The following is an 18,950-nucleotide window of genomic DNA, read 5'->3' on the forward strand; positions in this document are numbered from 1 at the left end:
GCCCCCCCCGGGGGGGGTGGCGCGCCGCGGCCGGGGCGGCGGCCGGGTGGGCGGGCCGCGCCACCAGGAAACCGGGCTCCCCGCGCCACCGCGGGAAATCCGGTGGTCGCGGGCCCCGGCCGCCCGGCAGGATGCGGGGATGTCCGATGAGCCCAAGTACCGGATCCGCGCGTGCCACACCGAGGAGACCGTCACCGTCTACCAGGCGTACCACCCGTCGATCGGGGGGCCGGCCGCGCGGGACGGGCGGTTTCCGGCGGGGTGGAAGCGGGACCGGATGACATGGGTGAAGCCGTCGTTCCTGTGGATGATGTACCGCTGCGGCTGGGGGACCAAGCCGGACCAGGAGACCGTGCTCGCCGTGGAGATCCGGCGGGACGGGTTCGAGTGGGCGCTGCGGAACGCGTGCCTGTCGCACCATGTGCGCGATCTGCACGCCGACCGGGCGGAGTGGCAGCGGGAGTTGCGGCGGGCGCCCGCGCGGGTGCAGTGGGACCCGGAGCGGGACCTGGACCTCGCGGCGCTGCCGTACCGCTCGCTCCAGCTGGGGCTGGCGGGGGAGGCCACCCGGCGGTACGCGGACGAGTGGATCGTCTCGATCAGGGACGTCACCCCGCTGGCGCACGAGATCCACGGGCTGGTGCGCGCGGGGGAGCGGGCGGAGGCGGCGCGGCGGATGCCCGAGGAGCGGCCGTACCCGGGTGGGTCGGAGCTGCTCGGGCATCTTGTCGCGGCGTGACGGTACGTCAGAAGCGCGAGTGCAGCAGCTTGTTCGGGGAGCCGGTGCGCGGGTCCGTGACCTTGCCGTTCGTCGCGTTGGCGACGAGGGCGTCGCGGACCTGGGCCGGGGTGGCGGTCGGGTTGCCGGCCAGGTAGAGGGCGGCCACGCCCGCGGTGTGCGGAGCGGCCATGGAGGTGCCCGAGATGGTGCTGGTGGCCGTGTCGTTGTCCTTCCAGGCGGAGGTGACGTTCACGCCGGGGGCGAAGACGTCCAGGCAGGTGCCGAAGTTGGAGAAGGAGGCGCGGCGGTCCGCGCTGTCCGTGGCGCCGACCGTGATCGCCTCGGGGACGCGGGCGGGCGAGTAGTTGCACGCGTTCGCCGGCCAGCCCAGGATCGGTATGCCGTTGCCGGCCGCGACGGAGTAGCTGACCCCGGAGGCGATGGACCGCTTGACCGCGTTGTCCAGCGAGGTGTTGGCCCCGCCGCCGAGGCTCATATTGGCGACGGCCGGCTTCTTCGCGTTGGCGGTCACCCAGTCGACGCCCGCGATGACGGCCGCGTTGGTGCCGGAGCCGTTGCAGTCGAGGACGCGGACCGCGATCAGGTTCACGCCCTTGGCGACGCCGTAGGTCTTGCCGCCGACCGTGCCGGCGACATGGGTGCCGTGGCCCTGGCAGTCCTGCCCGTTCCGCCCGTCGCCCACGGTGTCCGTGCCGACGCTGGCGCGCCCGCCGAACTCGCTGTGGGAGGTGCGGATTCCGGTGTCGATGATGTACGCGTTCACCCCGGCAGCGGGGGTGTCGTAGGTGTAGGTGGTCGACAGCGGCAGATCGCGCTGGTCGATCCGGTCCAGGCCCCAGGTGGCGTTCGGCTGGGTGTCGTTGATACGGACGACCGCGTTCTGCTCCACGTACGCCACGCGCGGATCGGCGGCCAGCGCCTTGGCCCGGGCCGGGGACATGGTGGCGGAGAAGCCCTGGAGGACGGTGCGGTAGGTGTGGCGGGCGGTGACCCCGAGGTCGGCGGCCCGGGTGGTGCCGTCCTTCAGGACGACGATCCAGCTGTTCTCGACGGCGGTGGCAGTGGGGGCGAGACGAAGGTCGCCGGCACTCGCGCTGTGCGCGGTGGGGGATGCGGCGAACTGGAGACCGGCCGCGAGGACGACGGCGGGAACCAGTGTCCCGATGCGGCGGACTGCTGCTCTCATCTCGTGCACCTGACCTTTCTTTGACCGTTCACGGACAAGGACGGCGTGCATCGTGCCAGGTGGAGCGGTTGCGTCGACCAGGGTCTCGTGCTGTGACCTGCGCCACAAGATGGGTTCATGACAAAAACTGGCGTGCGTGGGGCTCGTCAACTCGTCTGTGAGTGAGGGGAGTTGGAGGTGAGGGGCCTGGTCCGGGGTGCTGTGCAGCTCCGATGCCCGCGCCGTGAAGATCCGGTCGCCCCGTCCCGCGTACCGCGGTTGGTGTAGGCGGCGGCCGGTGTGTACTACCTGAGGAGGCCGTTCGGCTCCCCCCGTCGGCAGCCGAGGGCCCACAGGGATTCCGCTTAGGGTTCAGGCATGCAGATCCGACTTCCCCGGCCCGCCGCCCGGGGCCGCTGGCTCGCGGGCGTCGCGGCCTTCGCCGTCCTCGCGGGCGCGGGCACCTGGACCGCCGTCGCCGACGACTCCGGGCCCGCGGTGCAGCGCGAGGACCGGGTCCACGACATGCCCGGCGCGAAGATCGACACCGCGTACTTCACCGCCGGGGGCGACGCCCGCCGCCCCGCCGTCCTCATCGGGCACGGCTTCGGCGGCAGCAAGGACGATGTGCGCGCGCAGGCGGAGCAGCTCGCCCGCGACGGGTACGCGGTGCTGACCTGGTCCGCGCGCGGCTTCGGGAAGTCCACCGGGCGGATCGGGCTGAACGACCCCGACCACGAGGTCAAGGACGTCTCCCGGCTGATCGACTGGCTCGCGAAGCGGCCCGAGGTCCGCCTCGACGCCGACGGCGACCCCCGGGTCGGCATCACCGGCTCCTCCTACGGCGGCGCGATCTCGCTCCTCGGGGCCGGGTACGACAAGCGGGTGGACGCGATCGCACCGCAGATCACGTACTGGAACCTCGCGGACGCGCTGTTCCCGGACGGGGTCTTCAAGAAGCTCTGGGCGGGGATCTTCTTCTCCACGGGCTCGGCGGCGGGCGGCGGCCTGGCGGGCGTCAACCCGCCCGGGGGCGAGCGGCCCTCCGGCGAGGACCCGGGCGGCGACCCGCCGGCGGGGGAGCGCGCGGACGGCGCCGATGGCGCCGGGCGTTCGGGCGGCCGGGACGGTGGGGGCGCGCAGGCGTCCGCCCCGGACCGGGCCGCCGGCACGGACGCGGCCGACTCCGAAGCCGCCTCCCGCCCGGCGGCGGAGGGCGAAGCCGGTGCGGCCGGTGGCGGCCGCGCCGACCGGGCCGCCGGCACGGACACCGCCCGCCCGGACCGGGCCGCCGCCGCGAGTGACGACGCCCCGGCGCCGGGGGACACCCCCGCACGCAGCAACACCCCCGCGAACGACGACGCCCCCGCGCGCGGCGACGTCCCCGCCAACCCCGCCGGCTGCGGACGCTTCGCGCCCGAGCTGTGCGCCATGTACGAGCGCGTCGCCGTCGCCGGGCAGCCCGACGAGGCGACCCGGAAGCTGCTGGAGGCGCGCAGCCCCTCCGCCGTCGGCGACCGGATCGACGTCCCGACCCTCGTCGTCCAGGGCCAGTCCGACTCCCTCTTCCCGCTCTCCCACGCCGACGCCATCGCCACGGCCGTCGCCCGCAACGGCGGCCCCGTCGCCGTCGACTGGATCGCCGGCGGGCACGACGGCGGCGACCGGGAGACCGCCCGCGTCGAGGGCCGGATCGGCGCCTGGTTCGACCGCCACCTCAAGGGCGACGAGGGCGCGGACACCGGCCCCGCCTTCCGGGTCAGCCGCACCGGCGGCGTCGACTCCACCGACGGGCAGGCCACCCTGCGCGGCGCGAGCGCCGACCGCTACCCCGGGCTCGCCGCCGGTCTGCGCGAGTTCCCCCTCGTGGGCCGCGAGCAGACCTTCAGCAACCCGGCCGGCGCCACCCCGCCCGCCATCTCCGCCGTTCCGGGCCTCAGCGGCGGCGCGGGCGCGCTCTCCTCGCTCGGCGTCGGCCTCTCCCTCGACTTCCCCGGCCAGTACGCGGCGTTCACCTCCGCCCCTGTCGACCGGGCCGTCCGTGTCACCGGCTCCCCGCGCGTCACCGCCACCGTCGGCTCCGACACCGGCGACGCCGTGCTCTTCGCCAAGGTCTACGACGTCGGCCCGGACGGGCGGCAGCAGGTGCTGCCCTCCCAGCTCGTCGCCCCCGTCCGCGTCGAGGACGCCGGCGGGGGCCGGAAGGTCACCCTGACCCTCCCGGCCGTCGACCACGAGATCGACGCCGGGCACCGGCTGCGGCTCGTCCTCTCCGCGACCGACCTCGGCTACGCCTCGCCCGCCGAGCCCGCCGCGTACACCGTCTCGCTCGACGGCCCACTGGCCGTGCCCACCGCGCCCGGCGTGACCACCCAGGCCACCGGCTTCGCCGCCTGGGTGTGGGCCCTGCCGCTGGGCGGCGCGCTCCTCGCCGCCGTCCTGCTGGTCACCGCCCGCCGCCGGGCCGTCGCCCCCGCGCCCGACCCGGAGCGTGCGGACGTCCCGCTGGAGATCACCGGCCTGACCAAGCGCTACGCCCGGTCCTCGGACCGGTACGCGGTGCGCGACCTCTCCTTCCGGGTCGAGAAGGGCCAGGTCCTCGGCCTCCTCGGACCGAACGGCGCGGGCAAGACCACCACCCTGCGGATGCTGATGGGCCTCATCCGGCCCGACGAGGGCGAGATCCGCGTCTTCGGCCACGCCATCCGGCCGGGCGCGCCGGTGCTCTCCCGGGTCGGCGCGTTCGTCGAGGGCGCGGGCTTCCTGCCGCACCTGTCCGGGCGGGAGAACCTGGAGCTCTACTGGCGGGCCACCGGCCGCCCGGCCGAGGACGCGCACATGGAGGAGGCACTGGAGATCGCCGGCCTCGGCGACGCCCTCGCCCGCGCCGTGCGCACCTACTCCCAGGGCATGCGGCAGCGGCTCGCCATCGCGCAGGCCATGCTCGGCCTGCCGGACCTGCTGATCCTCGACGAGCCGACGAACGGACTCGACCCGCCGCAGATCCGCGAGATGCGGGACGTGATGATCCGGTACGCGGCCGGGGGCCGGACCGTCATCGTCTCCAGCCACCTCCTCTCGGAGGTCGAGCAGTCCTGCACCCATCTGGTCGTCATGGACCGCGGGCGGCTGGTCCAGGCCGGGCCGGTCGCCGAGATCACCGGCGCGGGCGACACCCTGTTGGTCACCGTCGACGGCGAACTGCCCGACCCGGTGGTCGAGAAGTTCGCCGCGCTGCCGGGCATCGGCTCGGTCGGGCGGGTGGACGAGGGGCTGCTGGTGCGGCTGGACGGCGCGAGCGCCCCCGCGATGATCGCCGAACTGGTCCGGCTCGACGTCCCGGTCACGGGCGTCGGCCCGCACCGCCGTCTGGAGGACGCGTTCCTCACCCTGATCGGAGGCTCCGCATGAGCACGCCCGCAGTCCGGTCCGCGGATGCGGACACCGGCGCCGGGACCGCCCCCGGCGTTGGCGCGGCGACCGCCGCCGGCTACCGGCCCGGACACACCCTGCCGCTGCGGGTGGAGGCCGTCCGGCAGCTCAAGCGGCGCCGCACCCAGGTGATGGCGGGCATCCTGACCGCCCTGCCGTTCATCCTGATCGCCGCGTTCGCCATCGGCGGCAGCCCCGACGAGGACGGCGGCGGCAGCCGGATCAACCTGATGGACACGGCGACGGCGTCCGGCGCGAACTTCGCCGCCACCTGCCTGTTCGTCTCGGCCGGCTTCCTGCTGGTGATCCCGGTGGCGCTGTTCCACGGCGACACCGTCGCCTCGGAGGCGAGCTGGTCCTCACTGCGCTATCTGCTGGCCGCGCCCGTCCCCCGCACCCGGCTCCTCTGGTCCAAGCTCGCGGTGGCCCTCTCCTTCAGCGCGGCGGCCATGGTCCTGCTCCCGCTGGTGGGCCTGGCGGCGGGCACCGTCGCCTACGGCTGGGGCCCGCTGAAGCTGCCCACGGGCGGCTCGCTCGCGGCCGCGGACTCGCTGGGGCGGCTCGCGGTGGTCGTCGCCTTCGTCTTCGTCTCCCAACTGGTCACCGCGGGCCTCGCGTTCTGGCTGTCCACCAAGACCGACGCCCCACTCGGCGCGGTCGGCGGCGCGGTCGGCCTGACGATCGTGGGCAATGTGCTCGACGCGGTGACCGCCCTCGGCGACTGGCGCGAAGTCCTCCCCGCCCACTGGCAGTTCGCCTGGATCGACGCCCTCCAGCCGCAACTGGAATGGACCGGGATGGTCAAGGGCGCGTCGGTGTCGGTGACGTATGCGCTGGTGCTGTTCGCGCTGGCGTTCCGGAACTTCTCCCGCAAGGACATCGTGTCGTAGGGCGGCAGTCGTATCCGACCCGTGGCGCGCTCGTGGGATTCAGCGGGCGAGGTTGGCGAGGCAGCTCTCGGCGGCGGGCTGCCCCGGCAGGGCCGGCTCCGCAGTGTCCAGCGCCCGCCGGTACGGCGAGGAGTACAGATGCGGGTCGCGCGCGCCCATCGGTACGATCGTCCGCGCCCCAGACGCCGACTCACTCGCCGTCGGGGTCCTGATCCGGTACGCAGGCCCCACCGACACTCCCCAGGTCCGCCCACTGAACGGCGACCCCCTGTGGCAAGCCGTCCCCGAATACCTCCGCCCGGCCCGGCCGCGTACTGCGACCGCGTCCCGGGTGGTGATCATGGGGTCGTCGGCCTTGGGGCCGGTGCAGAGGTGACGCCGTGTTTTCCAGTCGGCACCATGTGTGCCCGGGTGGGGTGAAAGGGCGTCAACGGAACGAAATCCCCGCCCCGTTGCCGCATCGAGACGCTTCCGCAACCCCCTCGACGGCTCCGCCCGGCGCTCTCGCGCGTCACATTCACAAGTGCCGACTACGCGAGGGGGATGCGGGATGACGTTCCGTAGGGAGACACGCAGCGGGCGGGGGAGCAGGAGTGGCCGGGCCGCGGTGGCGGTGGTGCTGGCGGCGGGGACGGTGCTGACGGCCGCCTGCTCCGGGGCCGGGTCCAGCAGTTCGGACGCCGCGAGGAACCGGGAGGCGGCCCCCGTGGTTCCCGACGGCGGGAACGGCGCGCCCGCCACCAGGGCGCCGGACGGGGCGGTCCGGGAGGACGACGCGCCGGAGAAGGAGCGCGAGAAGGTGCCGCCCGCCGACTATCTGTCCACCTTCGCGCTCGACGTGGACACCGCCTCGTACCACTACACCCGGCGGCTGCTGAAGGACGGCGGGATGCCCCGGCGGGACCAGGTGCGGCCCGAGGAGTTCGTCAACAGCTTCCGGCAGGACTACCCGCGGCCCAAGAACAACGGTTTCTCCGTCACCGTCGACGGGGCGCGGCCGGGCGGTGGCACGGACGCCGGGGCCGAGGGCGAGATCAAGGACGGCGGGAGCGGCGGTGAACCGTACGGCGGGATCGCCGCGCCCGGTGACGACTCCTGGTCCCTGGTCCGGGTCGGACTGGCCACGGCCCCCGCCCCCGACCCGCGCGAACGCCCGCCCGCCGCGCTCACCTTCGTGGTCGACGTCTCCGGCTCGATGGGCGAACCGGGCCGGCTCGACCTGGTGCAGAAGTCCCTCGGCACCCTCACCGACCAGCTCCGCGACGACGACTCGATCGCGGTGGTCACCTTCAGCGGCGAGGCCGAGACCGTGCTGCCGATGACCCGGCTCAAGGGCAACCGCGACCGCGTCCACGGCATCGTCGAGGACCTGGCCCCCGGATCGTCCACCAATGTGGAGGACGGGGTCACCACCGGCTACGACACCGCCGTCGAGGGTCACCGCAAGGGCGCCACCAACCGGGTGGTGCTGCTCTCCGACGCGCTCGCCAACACCGGCTCCACCGAGGCGGACACCATCCTGGAGCGGATCGAGGACGCCCGCCGGGAGCACGGCATCACCCTCTTCGGCGTCGGTGTGGGCAGCGACTACGGCGACGCGCTGATGGAACGCCTCGCGGACAAGGGCGACGGGCACACCACCTATGTCTCCACCCCCGAGGACGCCCGGAAGGTCTTCGTCGACCAGCTCCCCGCGCACATCGAGCTGAAGGCCCGGGACGCCAAGGCGCAGGTCGCCTTCGACCCGGCGACCGTCAGGCAGTTCAAGCTCATCGGGTACGAGAACCGGGCCGTCGCCGACGAGGACTTCCGGAACGACCGGGTGGACGGCGGCGAGGTCGGACCCGGGCACACGGTGACCGCGCTGTACGCGGTGCGGCTGCGGGAGGGCGCGCGCGGGCACGTCGCCACGGCCACGGTCCGCTGGCTGGACCCGAAGACCCGCGCGCCGCACGAGGAGTCGGGCTCGGTGGAGACCGGTGAGGTGGACGGGAAGCTGTGGGGCGGGGCGTCGGAGCGCTTCCAGGTGACCGCGGTGGCCGCGTACTTCGCCGAGTCCCTGCGGGGCGGGACGCTCCCGGGCGCGCCCGCGCTGGAGACCCTGGAGCGGCGGGCCCGGTCGCTGGCCGCGGCGACGGAGGACGAGGCGGTGGCGGACCTGGCCGACGCGATCGGGCAGGCGTCGCGCCGGACGACGGACTGACGGCGGACCGGCCGAGGCGGGTGGCGGGTTCCGTCCGGGACCCGCCCGGTCGAGCCGGCTGCGGCCGGGGCTCCGGCGCGTCATGATGTGGCGCATGCCGACCCTGCTGCTCGCCCTCGCCGTCGTCTCCACCGGCCTCTACGCCGGCTTCATGCTGATCTTCCTGACCGGTGTGATGCCCGGCCTCGCCCGGCTGACCGACGAGCAGTTCGTGCCCGCGATGCGGCGCCTCAACGAGACCGTCCCGCGCGGGGTGTTCCTCCTCGTCTTCGGGGCGGTCGTCGTCTTCCCGGCCGCCGCGCTCTTCGTGCCCGAGGACGGGCGGGGCGGGGCGGACCGCTGGCTGGTCGCCGCCGCCCTGGTGTGCGCGGTGCTGAACCATGTCGTCACCATCACCGGCAACATCCCGCTCAACAACGCGCTGGCCAACTCGGAGAACGCGTCCCCGCCGGTCCCGGACCGGGAGGTGCGGGCCGCGTTCGAGGCCCGGTGGAACCGCTTCCACCTCGTCCGCACGCTGCTGATCCTGGCCTCCTTCGGGCTGCTGGCCGCCGTCGCGGTGCGCTGACCGGCCAGAGCACGTGGCCTTCTGTCGAGCGGTCCCCCAGCGGTGCTGCACCGGCGCCCGGCAGTGTGGGCCGCCGACAGGGCCCACAGGAGCGGTCCTCGCGAAGGGAGTTGCCATGTCGGAGTCGGTCGGTACGGACAGCGCCGCGGCGGCCGGAGGGATCGGCACCCTGCACCGGCCCGTGTCCGGGGACCTCTACGCCGAGGTGCAGACGTTCTACGCACGGCAGATGCGCAAGGTGGACGCCCTGGACATCGCCGGGTTCGCCGACACCTTCACCGAGGACGGCGAGGTCGTCCACGCGGGCGGCCAGCGGCAGCAGGGGCGTGCGGAGATGATCGCCGGGATGCGGGCCGCGCTGCCGCGCTACCGGGACATCGCGGTCCGGCACTGGTTCGACCACCTGCTGATCGAGACCGACCCGGCGGACGAGGACACCATCCGGGTCTCCTACTACACCCTGGTCACCCAGACCGACCGCGAGGGCAAGGTGTCCTTCCAGCCGACGTTCACCGTGGACGACGTCCTGGTGCGGGTCGACGGCCGGCTGCTGACCCGGTCCCGGGTCATCCACCGCGACACGCCCGTCGAGCCCCCGGCCTCCGCGGAGGCGTCGGCGGCCTGATCGCGTTCCCACCACATGGCGCACGCGCACATGGGACGCCACCACATAGCGCCTGCGCACATGGTGGGCGCGCACAGGGGACATACGCATATGGGTGAGGGGCCCCGCGGGGCCCCTCACCCATGCACCGTGCCGGTCAGTCGATGCCCCGGCAGATGTGCGGCTCGCTCCCGTCGTCGTCCGGGTCGCCCGCGAGAATCCGGGGCTCCCACAGGAACTCCTCCGCCGGCGCCGTCCGGCTTCCGGTGACCGTCACCGGTGCCTCTGCCCGGCGCTCCAGCACGCTGGTCGCTGCCATGTCCCTCTCCTTCCGGTCGTGCTCGGTCCGCTCGGTGCGCGCTCCTTCCTTCCCCCGCGGGTGTCGGCGTTCGTGTTCCGCTCAGGCGTGGCAGGCGGGGAGCCCGCCGTGGAAGGCCACCATCTCCTTGAAGGAGGCGGCCACGTCGATCCGCGCGCCGGGCGGCAGGCCGCCCAGTTCCGCGTAGGCCCGGTGCAGATTGCCCACCAGCCGCTCCGGGTCGGCCAGTGAGGCGAAGGCGCCCGCGTCGGCCCGCTCGGCGGCCTCCAGCGGGGTGAGCCCCGCGCGCCGGCCGTCCTCCGCCAGCCGCTGGATCCAGCGCAGATACGCCTCCGTGGCGTCGATCAGCTCCACCCCGCCGACCGGCCCGTGGCCCGGGACCACCACCTCGGGGCGGAGCGAGCGCAGCCGGTCGAGCGCCCGGAAGGAGCCCGAGATCGAGCCCATCAGGACGTACGGGGTGACGCCCGACCACACCACGTCGCCGGTGAACAGCACCGAGCGCTCCGGGACCCAGGCCACCACATCGTTGGCGGTATGTGCGGGGCCCACATGGAGGAGTTCCACACGCAGGTCTTCGGCCCGCAGGGTCAGGGCGCCGCGGAAGGTGAGGGTGGGCAGGGTCAGCGGGGTCTCGCCCCAGGCCACGTCCGGCCAGAGCTGCCGCAGGCCGAGGCCCGCCTCCTCGGTGTCGGCACGGGTGCCCTCGTGGGCGACGATGACCGCGCGGGGGGCGAACTGGCCGTTGCCGAAGGTGTGGTCGCCGTGGAAGTGGGTGTTCACCACGAAGTCGGGGCCGCCCGGCACGATCCGCTCGACCTCCTCGCGCAGCCGCCGGGTCCGGGCCTCGGTGGCCGCCGTGTCGACCAGGACGCTGCGGCCCCGGCCCGCGACCAGGCCCGCGTTGTTGAGGCACCAGCCGCCGTCGGGCTGGACGAAGGCGTACACCCCCTCGGCCACCTCCGTCAGGGACGGCGCCACCGCCTCTGGGGCGGCGGGGGCGATCGGGGCGGTGTCGGTGTCCGTGCTCATGCGGCGGCCTCCGGCCGGGACGCGGGCAGCCTCTCGAAGCGGCCCTGGTGGAAGACGAGGGGGGCGGACGCGCGCGGTCCGCAGGTCAGCGCCACGACCCGGCCGAGGAACAGCACATGGTCGCCCGCCTCGTGCGCGGTGTGCAGCACGCATTCGATGGACGCCTCGGCCGCCGGGAGCACCGCGTGGCCGCTGGCGCCCCGGACCGCGCCGAGCCGCCGCATCGCGGCCCGGCCCTCCGGACGCCCGGGGCTGCTGAACTCCCGTGCCAGCTCGCGCTGTTCCTCGCCCAGCACGTTCACGGCGAAGCCGCCGCCGGCGGCGATCAGCGGGCGCAGCCGCCCCTCGGAGCGCACCGAGACCAGGATCAGCAGCGGGTCGAGCGAGACGGAGGTCAGGCTGTTGAGGGTCATGGCCGCGGTGTCGTCGCCGCTGCCGTGGGTGAGCAGGGCGACCCCGGTGGGGAAGCGGCCGATCGCCGCGCGGTACGCGGCAGGGTCGGGCGCGTCACCGGGCATGACGCCCGCGGTGGGCGCCGCGCCCGGCGACGAACCCGCCGCCGCGCCCGGTGCGGTGCCCGATGTGGTGCCCGGCGCTGTGTGCGGCGCGCCCAGGGGTGCGGCGCGCGGAGTGGGGCGTGCGGTGGTGCGCGGGGTGGTGAGGGGGCTCATGGGGGCGGCTCCGTTTCTGCTCGCGCGGCGGGCCGGGTACGGGCGCGGGCGCCCATCAGTAGTTGCCGAGGCCGCCGCAGACGTTCATCGCCTGCGCGGTGATCGAGGCGGCCGTGTCGGACACCAGGTAGCCGACCAGTCCGGCGACCTCCTCCGGGGTGGAGTAACGGCCCAGCGGGATCTTGGCGTTGAACTTCTCCTGGATCTCCTGCTCGCTCACCCCGAAGTGGCCCGCGTAGCCCTGGCGCACCCGCTGGGCCATCGGCGTCTCCACGTAGCCGGGGCAGACGGCGTTGACCGTGATGCCGGACTGCGCCAGCTCCTTGCCGACCGCCTTGGTGAAGCCGATGACGCCGTGCTTGGAGGCCGAGTAGGGGGCCGCCAGCTCCACACCCTGCTTGCCGCCGGTGGAGGCGATGTTGACGATCCGGCCCCAGTCGCCGTCCCGCATCAGGCCGGTGGACAACACCTCGCGGGTGACCCGGAAGGTGGCGTTCAGGTTGGTCTCGATCACGTCGTCCCACAGGCCGTCGGCGATCTCGGCGGTGACCCCGCCACCGCCCCGGCCCGCGTTGTTGACCAGGATGTCGATGCGGCCGTACTCGGCGACGGCGGCCCGGACCGCGGCGCCGATCTGCTCGACGGAGGTCACGTCGCACACCGTGCCGGCCACCTCCAGCCCTTCGCCGCGCAGCCGCTTGACGAGGGCGCGTACGCTCTCCTCGCTACGGGCCACGCCGAAGACGGCGGCGCCCTGGCGGGCCAGCAGTTCGGTCACCGCGAGGCCGATCCCGCTGGTGGCCCCGGTCACGAAGGCGACGCGGCGCACCGCGCGCTCCTGGTCCGCGCCCTGCTCGGTCGGCCGCTCGGTCCGCTGCTCGGTCGTCATCGCGTCTCTCCCCTGTTCGTCGGCTCGGCGCCGTGGTGGGGACGACCGTGAACCCGCAACCTTGCGGGCCGCTCGGCCCGGGCCGGAGTACCGCTGGGGCCCCTCGCCGCGTCCGTCGCGGCGCCCGACCCCTCGACCGGGGTTCCACGCGGGGTCCACGCCCGGTCCAGCGCGATCGGTGAGCGTCGAGGCGTCCAGCGTCGGACCTACCGAGGAGGGCGTGTGCCCGAGCAGCAGACGATTCCTGATGTGAGGAAGTCGGTGACCGTGGCGGCCACGCCCGAGCACTGCTTCAAGGTGTTCACCGAGCGCCCCAAGGACTGGTGGCCGCCGAGCCATGTCCTGCTGAAGAAGGAGCGGGTCGGCCTGGCCTTCGAGCCGGGTGTGGGCGGCCACTACTACGAGTGGGACGTCGAGGGGAACCGCATCGACTGGGGCCGGGTCCTGGAGTGGGAGCCGGGCCGCCGGCTCGTCATGACCTGGCGGATCGACGCCAACTGGCAGTCCATCCCGGACGACGAGCGGGCCAGCCGTATCGAGGTCGACTTCACACGTGTGGACGACACACACACCCGGGTCGAGCTGGCGCATGTCGCCCTGGAGCGCCACGGCGAGGGCGCCGACCGCATCTTCAAGGCGCTGGACGGGCCGAGCCCGGGCGAGACGCTGGAGCTGTTCGCCAAGGCGATCTGAGCGGGGGCGGCCCGCGGGGCCGCGGCGGCCGGGGCCGGGGGTCCGCTCAGCCCGGGCCCCGCTCCCGGCGCCGGAGCCCCGGACCGTCCCGGGCTCCGGCCCGGCGGCGGCCGGCCGCCGCCCGGGGCCCGGCACCCGAGCCGCCCCGGCGCGACACGAGCACCGTTCCCGCCCCCGCGCCGTAAGCCGCCCCGGCGCGCCCACCGCACCCGCACCCGCCACCCCGCCACCCCGGCACCCACCCCCACCCCGATCCATTCCCCAGCCAGGAGGTCACGAGGATGTCTGCCGACGACATACAGCAGCCGGACACCGGCACGGTCACCGTCGCCGCCGAGGCCGTGCGCGCCCTCGCGGCCCGCCACGCCGCCGACGCCGACAGCAGCCGCAAGCTCGCCCGCGAGGTCGCCGACGCGGTCCGCGACGCCGGGTTCGCCCGCCACTTCGTCGGCCGCGAACACGGTGGCGCCGAGGGCACGTTCGCGGAGCTGACCGAGGCGGTCGCCACCGTCGCCCGGTCCTGCGCGTCCACCGCCTGGTACGCCTCGCTGGCCGCCTACTCCGGCCGGATCGCCTCCCACCTCCCGCAGGAGGGGCGCAAGGCCCTGTGGGCCGACGGCCCGGACACCGTGATCGCCACCGCCCTGATGCCCGCCGGCCGCGCCGTCCGGGCCGACGGCGGCTGGCGGCTCAGCGGACGCTGGGGCTACGTCAGCGGCATCGACTTCGCCGACTGGGCCCTGGTCTGCGCCGTCGTCCCGGCCGCCGGCGGCGAAGGGCCGCCCGCCATGCGGTTCTTCGCCCTCCCGTGGGGCACCTGGACCGTCGACAACACCTGGGACAGCGTCGGCATGCGCGCCACCGGCAGCCACACCGTCAACGTCCAGGACATCCTGGTCGCCGACCACCTCTCCTTCGACCGGCAGGAACTCCTCACCGGCCGCAACAGCTCCTCCGACCGGCCCGTCCACAACGTGCCCCTCCAGGCCGTCGCCGGACTGCCGTTCGTCGCCCCCGTCGTCGGCTCCGCCCTCGGCGCCCTGGACGCGGCCGCCGCGACCGTCACCGGCCGCCGCCGGACCCCCGCCAACGAGGTGAAGCTCGTCCGCGCGGCCGGTCTGATCGCCGCGGCCCGGCTCCTCGTCGAGGAGAACGCCGCCACCGCCGACACCCACAAGCTCGACCGCGGCCTGCTGGCCCGCGCCGAGCGCAACGCCACCACCGCCGCCGAGATACTCCGCGACGCGGCCGGGCTGCTCGTCGCCCTCGCGGGCACCGGCGGACTCGGCGAGGCCCATGAACTCCAGCGCCACTGGCGGGACATCACCTCCGCCACCAGCCATGTCGCGCTCCAGTACGAGACCTCCGCGGCGAAGAGCCACGCCACCGCGCTCCTGGGACCCGCCCCGGAGTGAGGCGCCGGCCGCGCGGCCCGGGGCCCGTCGGCCCCACCCCCTCCGGGCGGCGGCGCCCTGCCCGTCCGACCACCCCACCCACCGACCCGCTCGCTCAGGGAGCACGCGCGCCCGGCGGATCCGTACGGCGGCTTCCGGAACCACCGTTCCGGGAGGCCCCACGGGACCGGGGGACGTCCGGCGGCCGCCGGACACCCCGGGGCCGGGCACACCCCAGCCGCTTGACCACCCATAGGAGCCTGCCATGTCCACCGCCGTCCACGCGGGGCCCGCCGGCGCGGGAACCCTGCTGCGCCCGCCGTCCACGGGCCTGCCGCCCGGGGCCCTCCCACCGTCACCCGACACCGGCCCGCCGCTGGCGCCCCGCCTCGCGCGCTCCGCCGCGGCCACCGGCGCGGGCGCGTTCATCCGGACCGAGGAGATCGCCGACTGGTTCGAGGAACGCAGACGCGCCCACCACTTCGCCGTCCGGCGCATCCCCTTCGCCGACCTCACCGGCTGGTCCTTCCGGCCCGGCACCGGGAACCTCGGCCACGACAGCGGGCGCTTCTTCACCGTCGAGGGGCTGCGGGTCGGCGTCGACGGCGGGCCGTACCGGAGCTGGCAGCAGCCCATCATCAACCAGCCCGAGGTGGGCGTCCTCGGCATCCTGGCCAAGGAGTTCGACGGCGTCCTGCACTTCCTGATGCAGGCCAAGATGGAGCCCGGCAACCCGAACCTGCTCCAGCTCTCGCCGACCGTCCAGGCCACCCGCAGCAACTACCTCAAGGTCCACCGGGGCGCCTCCGTCCCCCATCTGGACCGGTTCCTGGAGCCCGAGCGCACCGGCGGACGCGTCCTCGCCGACGCCCTCCAGTCCGAGCACGGCGCCTGGTTCTTCCGCAAGAGCAACCGGAACATGATCGTCGAGATCTTCGACGACATCCCTCCGCACGACGACTTCCGCTGGCTCACCCTCGGCCAGATCGGCGAACTCCTGCACCGCGAGAACTTCGTCAACATGGACGCCCGTTCGGTCCTGGCCGGCGCGCCGATCACCGACCCCGCCGACCCGGCCGACCTCGGCGCGGTCCGGTCCGGCACCGAGCTGCTGTCCTGGTTCGCCGCCGAACGCTCCCCGTACGTCCTCGCCGAGCGCGTCCCGCTCGACGGGCTGGAGGGCTGGCGGCGCGACGACTGGCACCTGGAACGCGACGACCAGCGCTTCTTCCGGGTGGTCGCGGTCGCCGTGCAGGCCGGCAGCCGCGAGGTCACCGGCTGGACCCAGCCGCTGATCGAACCGATCGGCCGGGGCGTCGCCGCCTTCGTCGTCCGCCGCTTCCACGGCGTCCCGCACGTCCTGGTGCAGGCCCGCACCGAGGCCGGGCTCAACCACGGGGTGGAACTCGCGCCGACCGTGCAGTGCGTCCCCGAGAACCACACCCAGCTCTCCGGCGACGACCGGCCGCTCTTCCTCGACACCGTGCTCGGCGCGAGCCCCGACCGCGTCCACTACGAGGCCGTCCTCTCCGAGGAGGGCGGACGCTTCCTCGACGCCGAGAGCCGCTATCTGATCGTCGAGGCGCCCGAAGCGGCGGCCGACGGCCGGCCCGAGGTCCCGGACGTCCCGCCGCCCGGCTACCAGTGGGCCACCCCCGCCCAGCTCGGCGCACTCGCCCGGCACGGCTACTACCTCAACGTCCAGGCCCGCACGCTGCTCTCGGTCATCGGCAGCGGCGCGGCGGGCCCGGCACTGAACCCCCGAAGTCCGTACGGAGGAACCTCATGACCGAAGCAGCCCGGCCCACCGCACCCGTCCCCCGGGCAGGCAGGCGGGAATGGACCGGACTCGCCGTCCTGGCGCTGCCCACCCTGCTGATCTCGATGGACGTCACGGTCCTGTACCTGGCCGTTCCGCAGCTCAGCGCCGACCTGGCCCCCAGCAGCTCCCAACTGCTGTGGATCCTGGACGTCTACGGCTTCCTCGTCGCGGGCTTCCTGATCGCCATGGGCGTCATCGGCGACCGGATCGGACGGCGGCGGCTCCTGCTGATCGGCGCCGCCGCGTTCGGCGTCGCGTCCCTGGTCGCGGCCTGGTCGACGAGCGCGGAGATGCTCATCGCCAACCGGGCGCTGCTGGGCATCGCGGGCGCCACCCTGATGCCGTCCACGCTGGCCCTGATCCGCAACATGTTCCAGGACCCGCGCCAGCGCACGGGCGCCATCGCCGTGTGGATGTCCAGCTTCACCGTCGGTATGACCCTGGGGCCGCTGGTCGGCGGCGCCCTGCTGGAGCACTTCTGGTGGGGCTCGGTCTTCCTGCTCGGCGTCCCGCCGATGGTCCTGCTGCTCGTCGTCGGCCCGATCCTGCTGCCCGAGTACCGCGACCCGGCCCCCGGGCGCCTCGACCTGCCCAGCGTGGCGCTGTCGGTGGCCGCGATGATCGGCCTGGTGTACGGCGTCAAGGAACTGGCCAAGGACGGCCTCGCCCCGGTGCCGGCGCTGGTCCTGGCGGCGGGCCTGCTCCTCGGGTACGTCTTCGTCCGCCGGCAGCGTGCCCTCACCGATCCGCTGCTCGATCTGCGGCTCTTCGCGGACCGCGCGTTCAGCGCCTCGCTGACCACCCTGACGCTGTCGCTGTTCGCGATGTCCGGCCTGTTCTTCTTCCTCTCCCAGTACATGCAACTCGTGCTGGGGCTCTCGCCGTTCGAGGCGGGTCTGTGGACGCTGCCGCAGACGGCCGCGATGATCGCGGCCGCGGCGGTGACCCCGGCGCTGGTCAAGCGGTCCCGGCCGGCGTTCGTGATGGGCGGCGGCCTGGTCGTCGCGGCGATCGGCTTCCTGATGTTCACCCTGCTCGACGGCTCCGACGACCTGGGGCTGATGGCCGCGGGCACGGTGGTCTTCGCGCTGGGGATCAGCCCGATGTCGATCCTGGGCGTCGACATGATCGTGGGCGCGGCCCCGCCCGAGCGCGCGGGGGCCGCCTCCGCGATCTCGGAGACCAACCAGGAGTTCGGCATGGCGATCGGCGTCGCCGTCCTCGGCAGCGTCGGCACGGCGGTGTACCGGGCGCAGCTCACGGACACCATGCCGTCCGGGGTGCCGGAGGCGGTCGCGGAGACCGCCCGGGACACCCTCGGCGGCGCCCTCGGCGCGGCGGGCTCCCTGCCGGGCGACGCGGGCGCGGCCCTGGTCGCGGCGGCGCGGTCCGCCTTCGTGGACGGGCTGCATGTGAACGCGGTCATCGGCGCGGTGCTGGTGGTGCTGGCGGCCGTCCTCGTCGTCCTGATGCTCCGGGACGTGGAGCCGGTCGACCCGGAGACGGCGGAGGCGGCGGCCGCGGAGGCGGCGTCCGGGGGTCGCCCGGTCGACCCGGACCGGGCCCCGGCGGAGGCGTCCGCCGGGCCGGGTGACGCGGGGACGCCGGTGTCCCCGGGCCCGGCGCACCGCTCGGACGTCCCCGTCTGACCCCGCCCCTCGTTACAGGCCCCGCCCCGCGCTCCCGGGGGCGGGGCCAAGGGCGTTGGGGGCGGGCGCTCGCGCGTGGGAGCGGGTTCGGTGGGCCCGGGCGCGGCATCTGCCCGGAGAGGGCCTTTGGGCGGGTGCTTGCGTGTCGGAGTGGGTCTCTTGGAGGGCCGGCTTCGGCGTCCGCCCGGAGAAGGGTCGTGGTCGAGCCCTCCCGCCTGGGAGTCCGCGCAGCCCGGCCCGGGCCGGGCGTCCGCCCCGTTCCGGTTCGGCGAGTGAGCCGAAGGGCGCGCGGGTGTCGAAAGGGAGGCCGCGCGCAGGACCCGAGGAACGAGGGTCCGGGCACGGCCGACCGTCGGCATCCGCTGAAAGCGCCCGGAGGCGAACCGAGCCCTCAGAAAGAAGCAGCAGCCCGGGCCCGCAGTTCGACGCGCTTGGTGCGCAGGACGCGGCCGGTGGTCGCGTCGCGGACCACGGAGGTGCCCGTGCTGTGGAAGGAGTCCCCGTCGAGGACGGCCAGTTGGTCGATGTCCACCCAGGCGACGCACGCGCCCCCCGCGGGGCCGCGCTCGTCGTAGAGGGGTTCGGCGACGCGGAAGGCGAAGCTCCCCGGCCCGGCCGGGTCCCAGTGGCCGGCGCCGCCGGTGGAGAGGAAGGCGCGGCCGTCCGCGGTGAGGTGGAGGACGACCTCCGAGGTCTCCGTCCCCCGGCGCACCTCGGCCGCCCACGCCCCGACGGGCGCGGGCGCGGGGAGGTCGGCGTGGAGGGTGGCGCCGGGTGCCGTACGCGGAGGTTCCGTACGCGAGGTGGTTGCCATGGGCCCAGCGTCGCGCACCCGCCTCGAACGCCTGTCGAGCCCGCGTCGAATTCCGGCCACCGC

At 74.5% G+C, this 18,950-nt stretch carries 16 protein-coding genes; 10 read left to right on the forward strand and 6 right to left on the reverse strand.

Going from position 1 to position 18,950, the window contains the following annotated elements; genetic code table 11:
* Nucleotides 1-139: 139 nt before the first annotated feature.
* Entirely contained in the window at nt 140-739 is a 600-nt protein-coding gene (locus tag ABZ457_RS18385; protein WP_359158615.1) for a DUF4291 domain-containing protein, read from the forward strand.
* Nucleotides 740-746: 7 nt separating this feature from the next.
* Here ABZ457_RS18385 and ABZ457_RS18390 read toward each other — a convergent pair whose 3' ends face one another.
* On the reverse strand, nt 747-1,937 hold the full coding sequence (locus ABZ457_RS18390) for a S8 family peptidase (RefSeq protein ID WP_359158616.1): 1,191 nt from the start codon (nt 1,935-1,937) through the stop codon (nt 747-749).
* A gap of 348 nt (nt 1,938-2,285) precedes the next feature.
* Here ABZ457_RS18390 and ABZ457_RS18395 point away from each other — a divergent pair, with 348 nt between their 5' ends.
* From ABZ457_RS18395 to ABZ457_RS18415, 5 genes are all read left to right on the forward strand, one after another.
* A complete protein-coding gene (locus ABZ457_RS18395) occupies nt 2,286-5,318 on the forward strand; it encodes an alpha/beta fold hydrolase (protein WP_359158617.1) in 3,033 nt (1,010 codons plus the stop codon).
* Complete coding sequence (locus ABZ457_RS18400) at nt 5,315-6,229, forward strand: ABC transporter permease (protein WP_359158618.1); 915 nt, start codon at nt 5,315-5,317, stop codon at nt 6,227-6,229. The genes ABZ457_RS18395 and ABZ457_RS18400 overlap by 4 nt, the downstream gene beginning before the upstream one ends.
* A 607-nt stretch (nt 6,230-6,836) precedes the next feature.
* Nucleotides 6,837-8,432 (forward strand): von Willebrand factor type A domain-containing protein, encoded by a 1,596-nt coding sequence (locus ABZ457_RS18405; protein ID WP_359158619.1) that lies wholly within the window; start codon nt 6,837-6,839, stop codon nt 8,430-8,432.
* Nucleotides 8,433-8,526: 94 nt separating this feature from the next.
* On the forward strand, nt 8,527-9,000 hold the full coding sequence (locus ABZ457_RS18410) for a DUF1772 domain-containing protein (protein WP_359158620.1): 474 nt from the start codon (nt 8,527-8,529) through the stop codon (nt 8,998-9,000).
* Nucleotides 9,001-9,115: 115 nt separating this feature from the next.
* Entirely contained in the window at nt 9,116-9,625 is a 510-nt protein-coding gene (locus ABZ457_RS18415; protein ID WP_359158621.1) for a nuclear transport factor 2 family protein, read from the forward strand.
* Between the two features lie 136 nt (nt 9,626-9,761).
* Here ABZ457_RS18415 and ABZ457_RS18420 read toward each other — a convergent pair whose 3' ends face one another.
* From ABZ457_RS18420 to ABZ457_RS18435, 4 genes are all read right to left on the reverse strand, one after another.
* Nucleotides 9,762-9,923, reverse strand: coding sequence for a hypothetical protein (locus ABZ457_RS18420; RefSeq protein WP_359158622.1), 162 nt, complete (start codon nt 9,921-9,923; stop codon nt 9,762-9,764).
* Between the two features lie 81 nt (nt 9,924-10,004).
* A complete protein-coding gene (locus ABZ457_RS18425) occupies nt 10,005-10,955 on the reverse strand; it encodes an MBL fold metallo-hydrolase (RefSeq protein ID WP_359158623.1) in 951 nt (316 codons plus the stop codon).
* The gene (locus tag ABZ457_RS18430) at nt 10,952-11,626 is read right to left on the reverse strand and encodes a flavin reductase family protein (protein WP_359158624.1); all 675 of its coding nucleotides are present in this window, start codon (nt 11,624-11,626) and stop codon (nt 10,952-10,954) included. The genes ABZ457_RS18425 and ABZ457_RS18430 overlap by 4 nt, the downstream gene beginning before the upstream one ends.
* A gap of 55 nt (nt 11,627-11,681) precedes the next feature.
* Nucleotides 11,682-12,515, reverse strand: a complete 834-nt coding sequence (locus ABZ457_RS18435; RefSeq protein ID WP_359158625.1) for an SDR family NAD(P)-dependent oxidoreductase — start codon at nt 12,513-12,515, stop codon at nt 11,682-11,684.
* 222 nt (nt 12,516-12,737) lie between these two features.
* On the opposite strand from ABZ457_RS18435, the gene ABZ457_RS18440 reads away from it, so the two are divergent.
* The 4 genes from ABZ457_RS18440 to ABZ457_RS18455 all read left to right on the forward strand — a co-directional run bounded on the left by ABZ457_RS18440 (nt 12,738) and on the right by ABZ457_RS18455 (nt 18,073).
* Nucleotides 12,738-13,208 carry an SRPBCC family protein gene (locus ABZ457_RS18440; protein ID WP_026277424.1) on the forward strand — a complete coding sequence of 157 codons (471 nt, stop codon included), beginning with the start codon at nt 12,738-12,740 and terminating at the stop codon, nt 13,206-13,208.
* 281 nt (nt 13,209-13,489) lie between these two features.
* Complete coding sequence (locus ABZ457_RS18445) at nt 13,490-14,623, forward strand: acyl-CoA dehydrogenase family protein (RefSeq protein ID WP_359158626.1); 1,134 nt, start codon at nt 13,490-13,492, stop codon at nt 14,621-14,623.
* A gap of 244 nt (nt 14,624-14,867) precedes the next feature.
* Nucleotides 14,868-16,391 carry an NDP-hexose 2,3-dehydratase family protein gene (locus tag ABZ457_RS18450; RefSeq protein WP_359158627.1) on the forward strand — a complete coding sequence of 508 codons (1,524 nt, stop codon included), beginning with the start codon at nt 14,868-14,870 and terminating at the stop codon, nt 16,389-16,391.
* On the forward strand, nt 16,388-18,073 hold the full coding sequence (locus tag ABZ457_RS18455) for an MFS transporter (protein ID WP_359158628.1): 1,686 nt from the start codon (nt 16,388-16,390) through the stop codon (nt 18,071-18,073). The genes ABZ457_RS18450 and ABZ457_RS18455 overlap by 4 nt, the downstream gene beginning before the upstream one ends.
* Before the next feature lie 391 nt (nt 18,074-18,464).
* On the opposite strand, the gene ABZ457_RS18460 is transcribed toward ABZ457_RS18455, so the two are convergent.
* A complete protein-coding gene (locus ABZ457_RS18460; protein WP_359158629.1) occupies nt 18,465-18,887 on the reverse strand; it encodes a hypothetical protein in 423 nt (140 codons plus the stop codon).
* Nucleotides 18,888-18,950: the final 63 nt, after the last annotated feature.

The organism is Streptomyces sp. NPDC005805 (assembly GCF_040630445.1).
Taxonomy (GTDB): domain Bacteria; phylum Actinomycetota; class Actinomycetes; order Streptomycetales; family Streptomycetaceae; genus Streptomyces.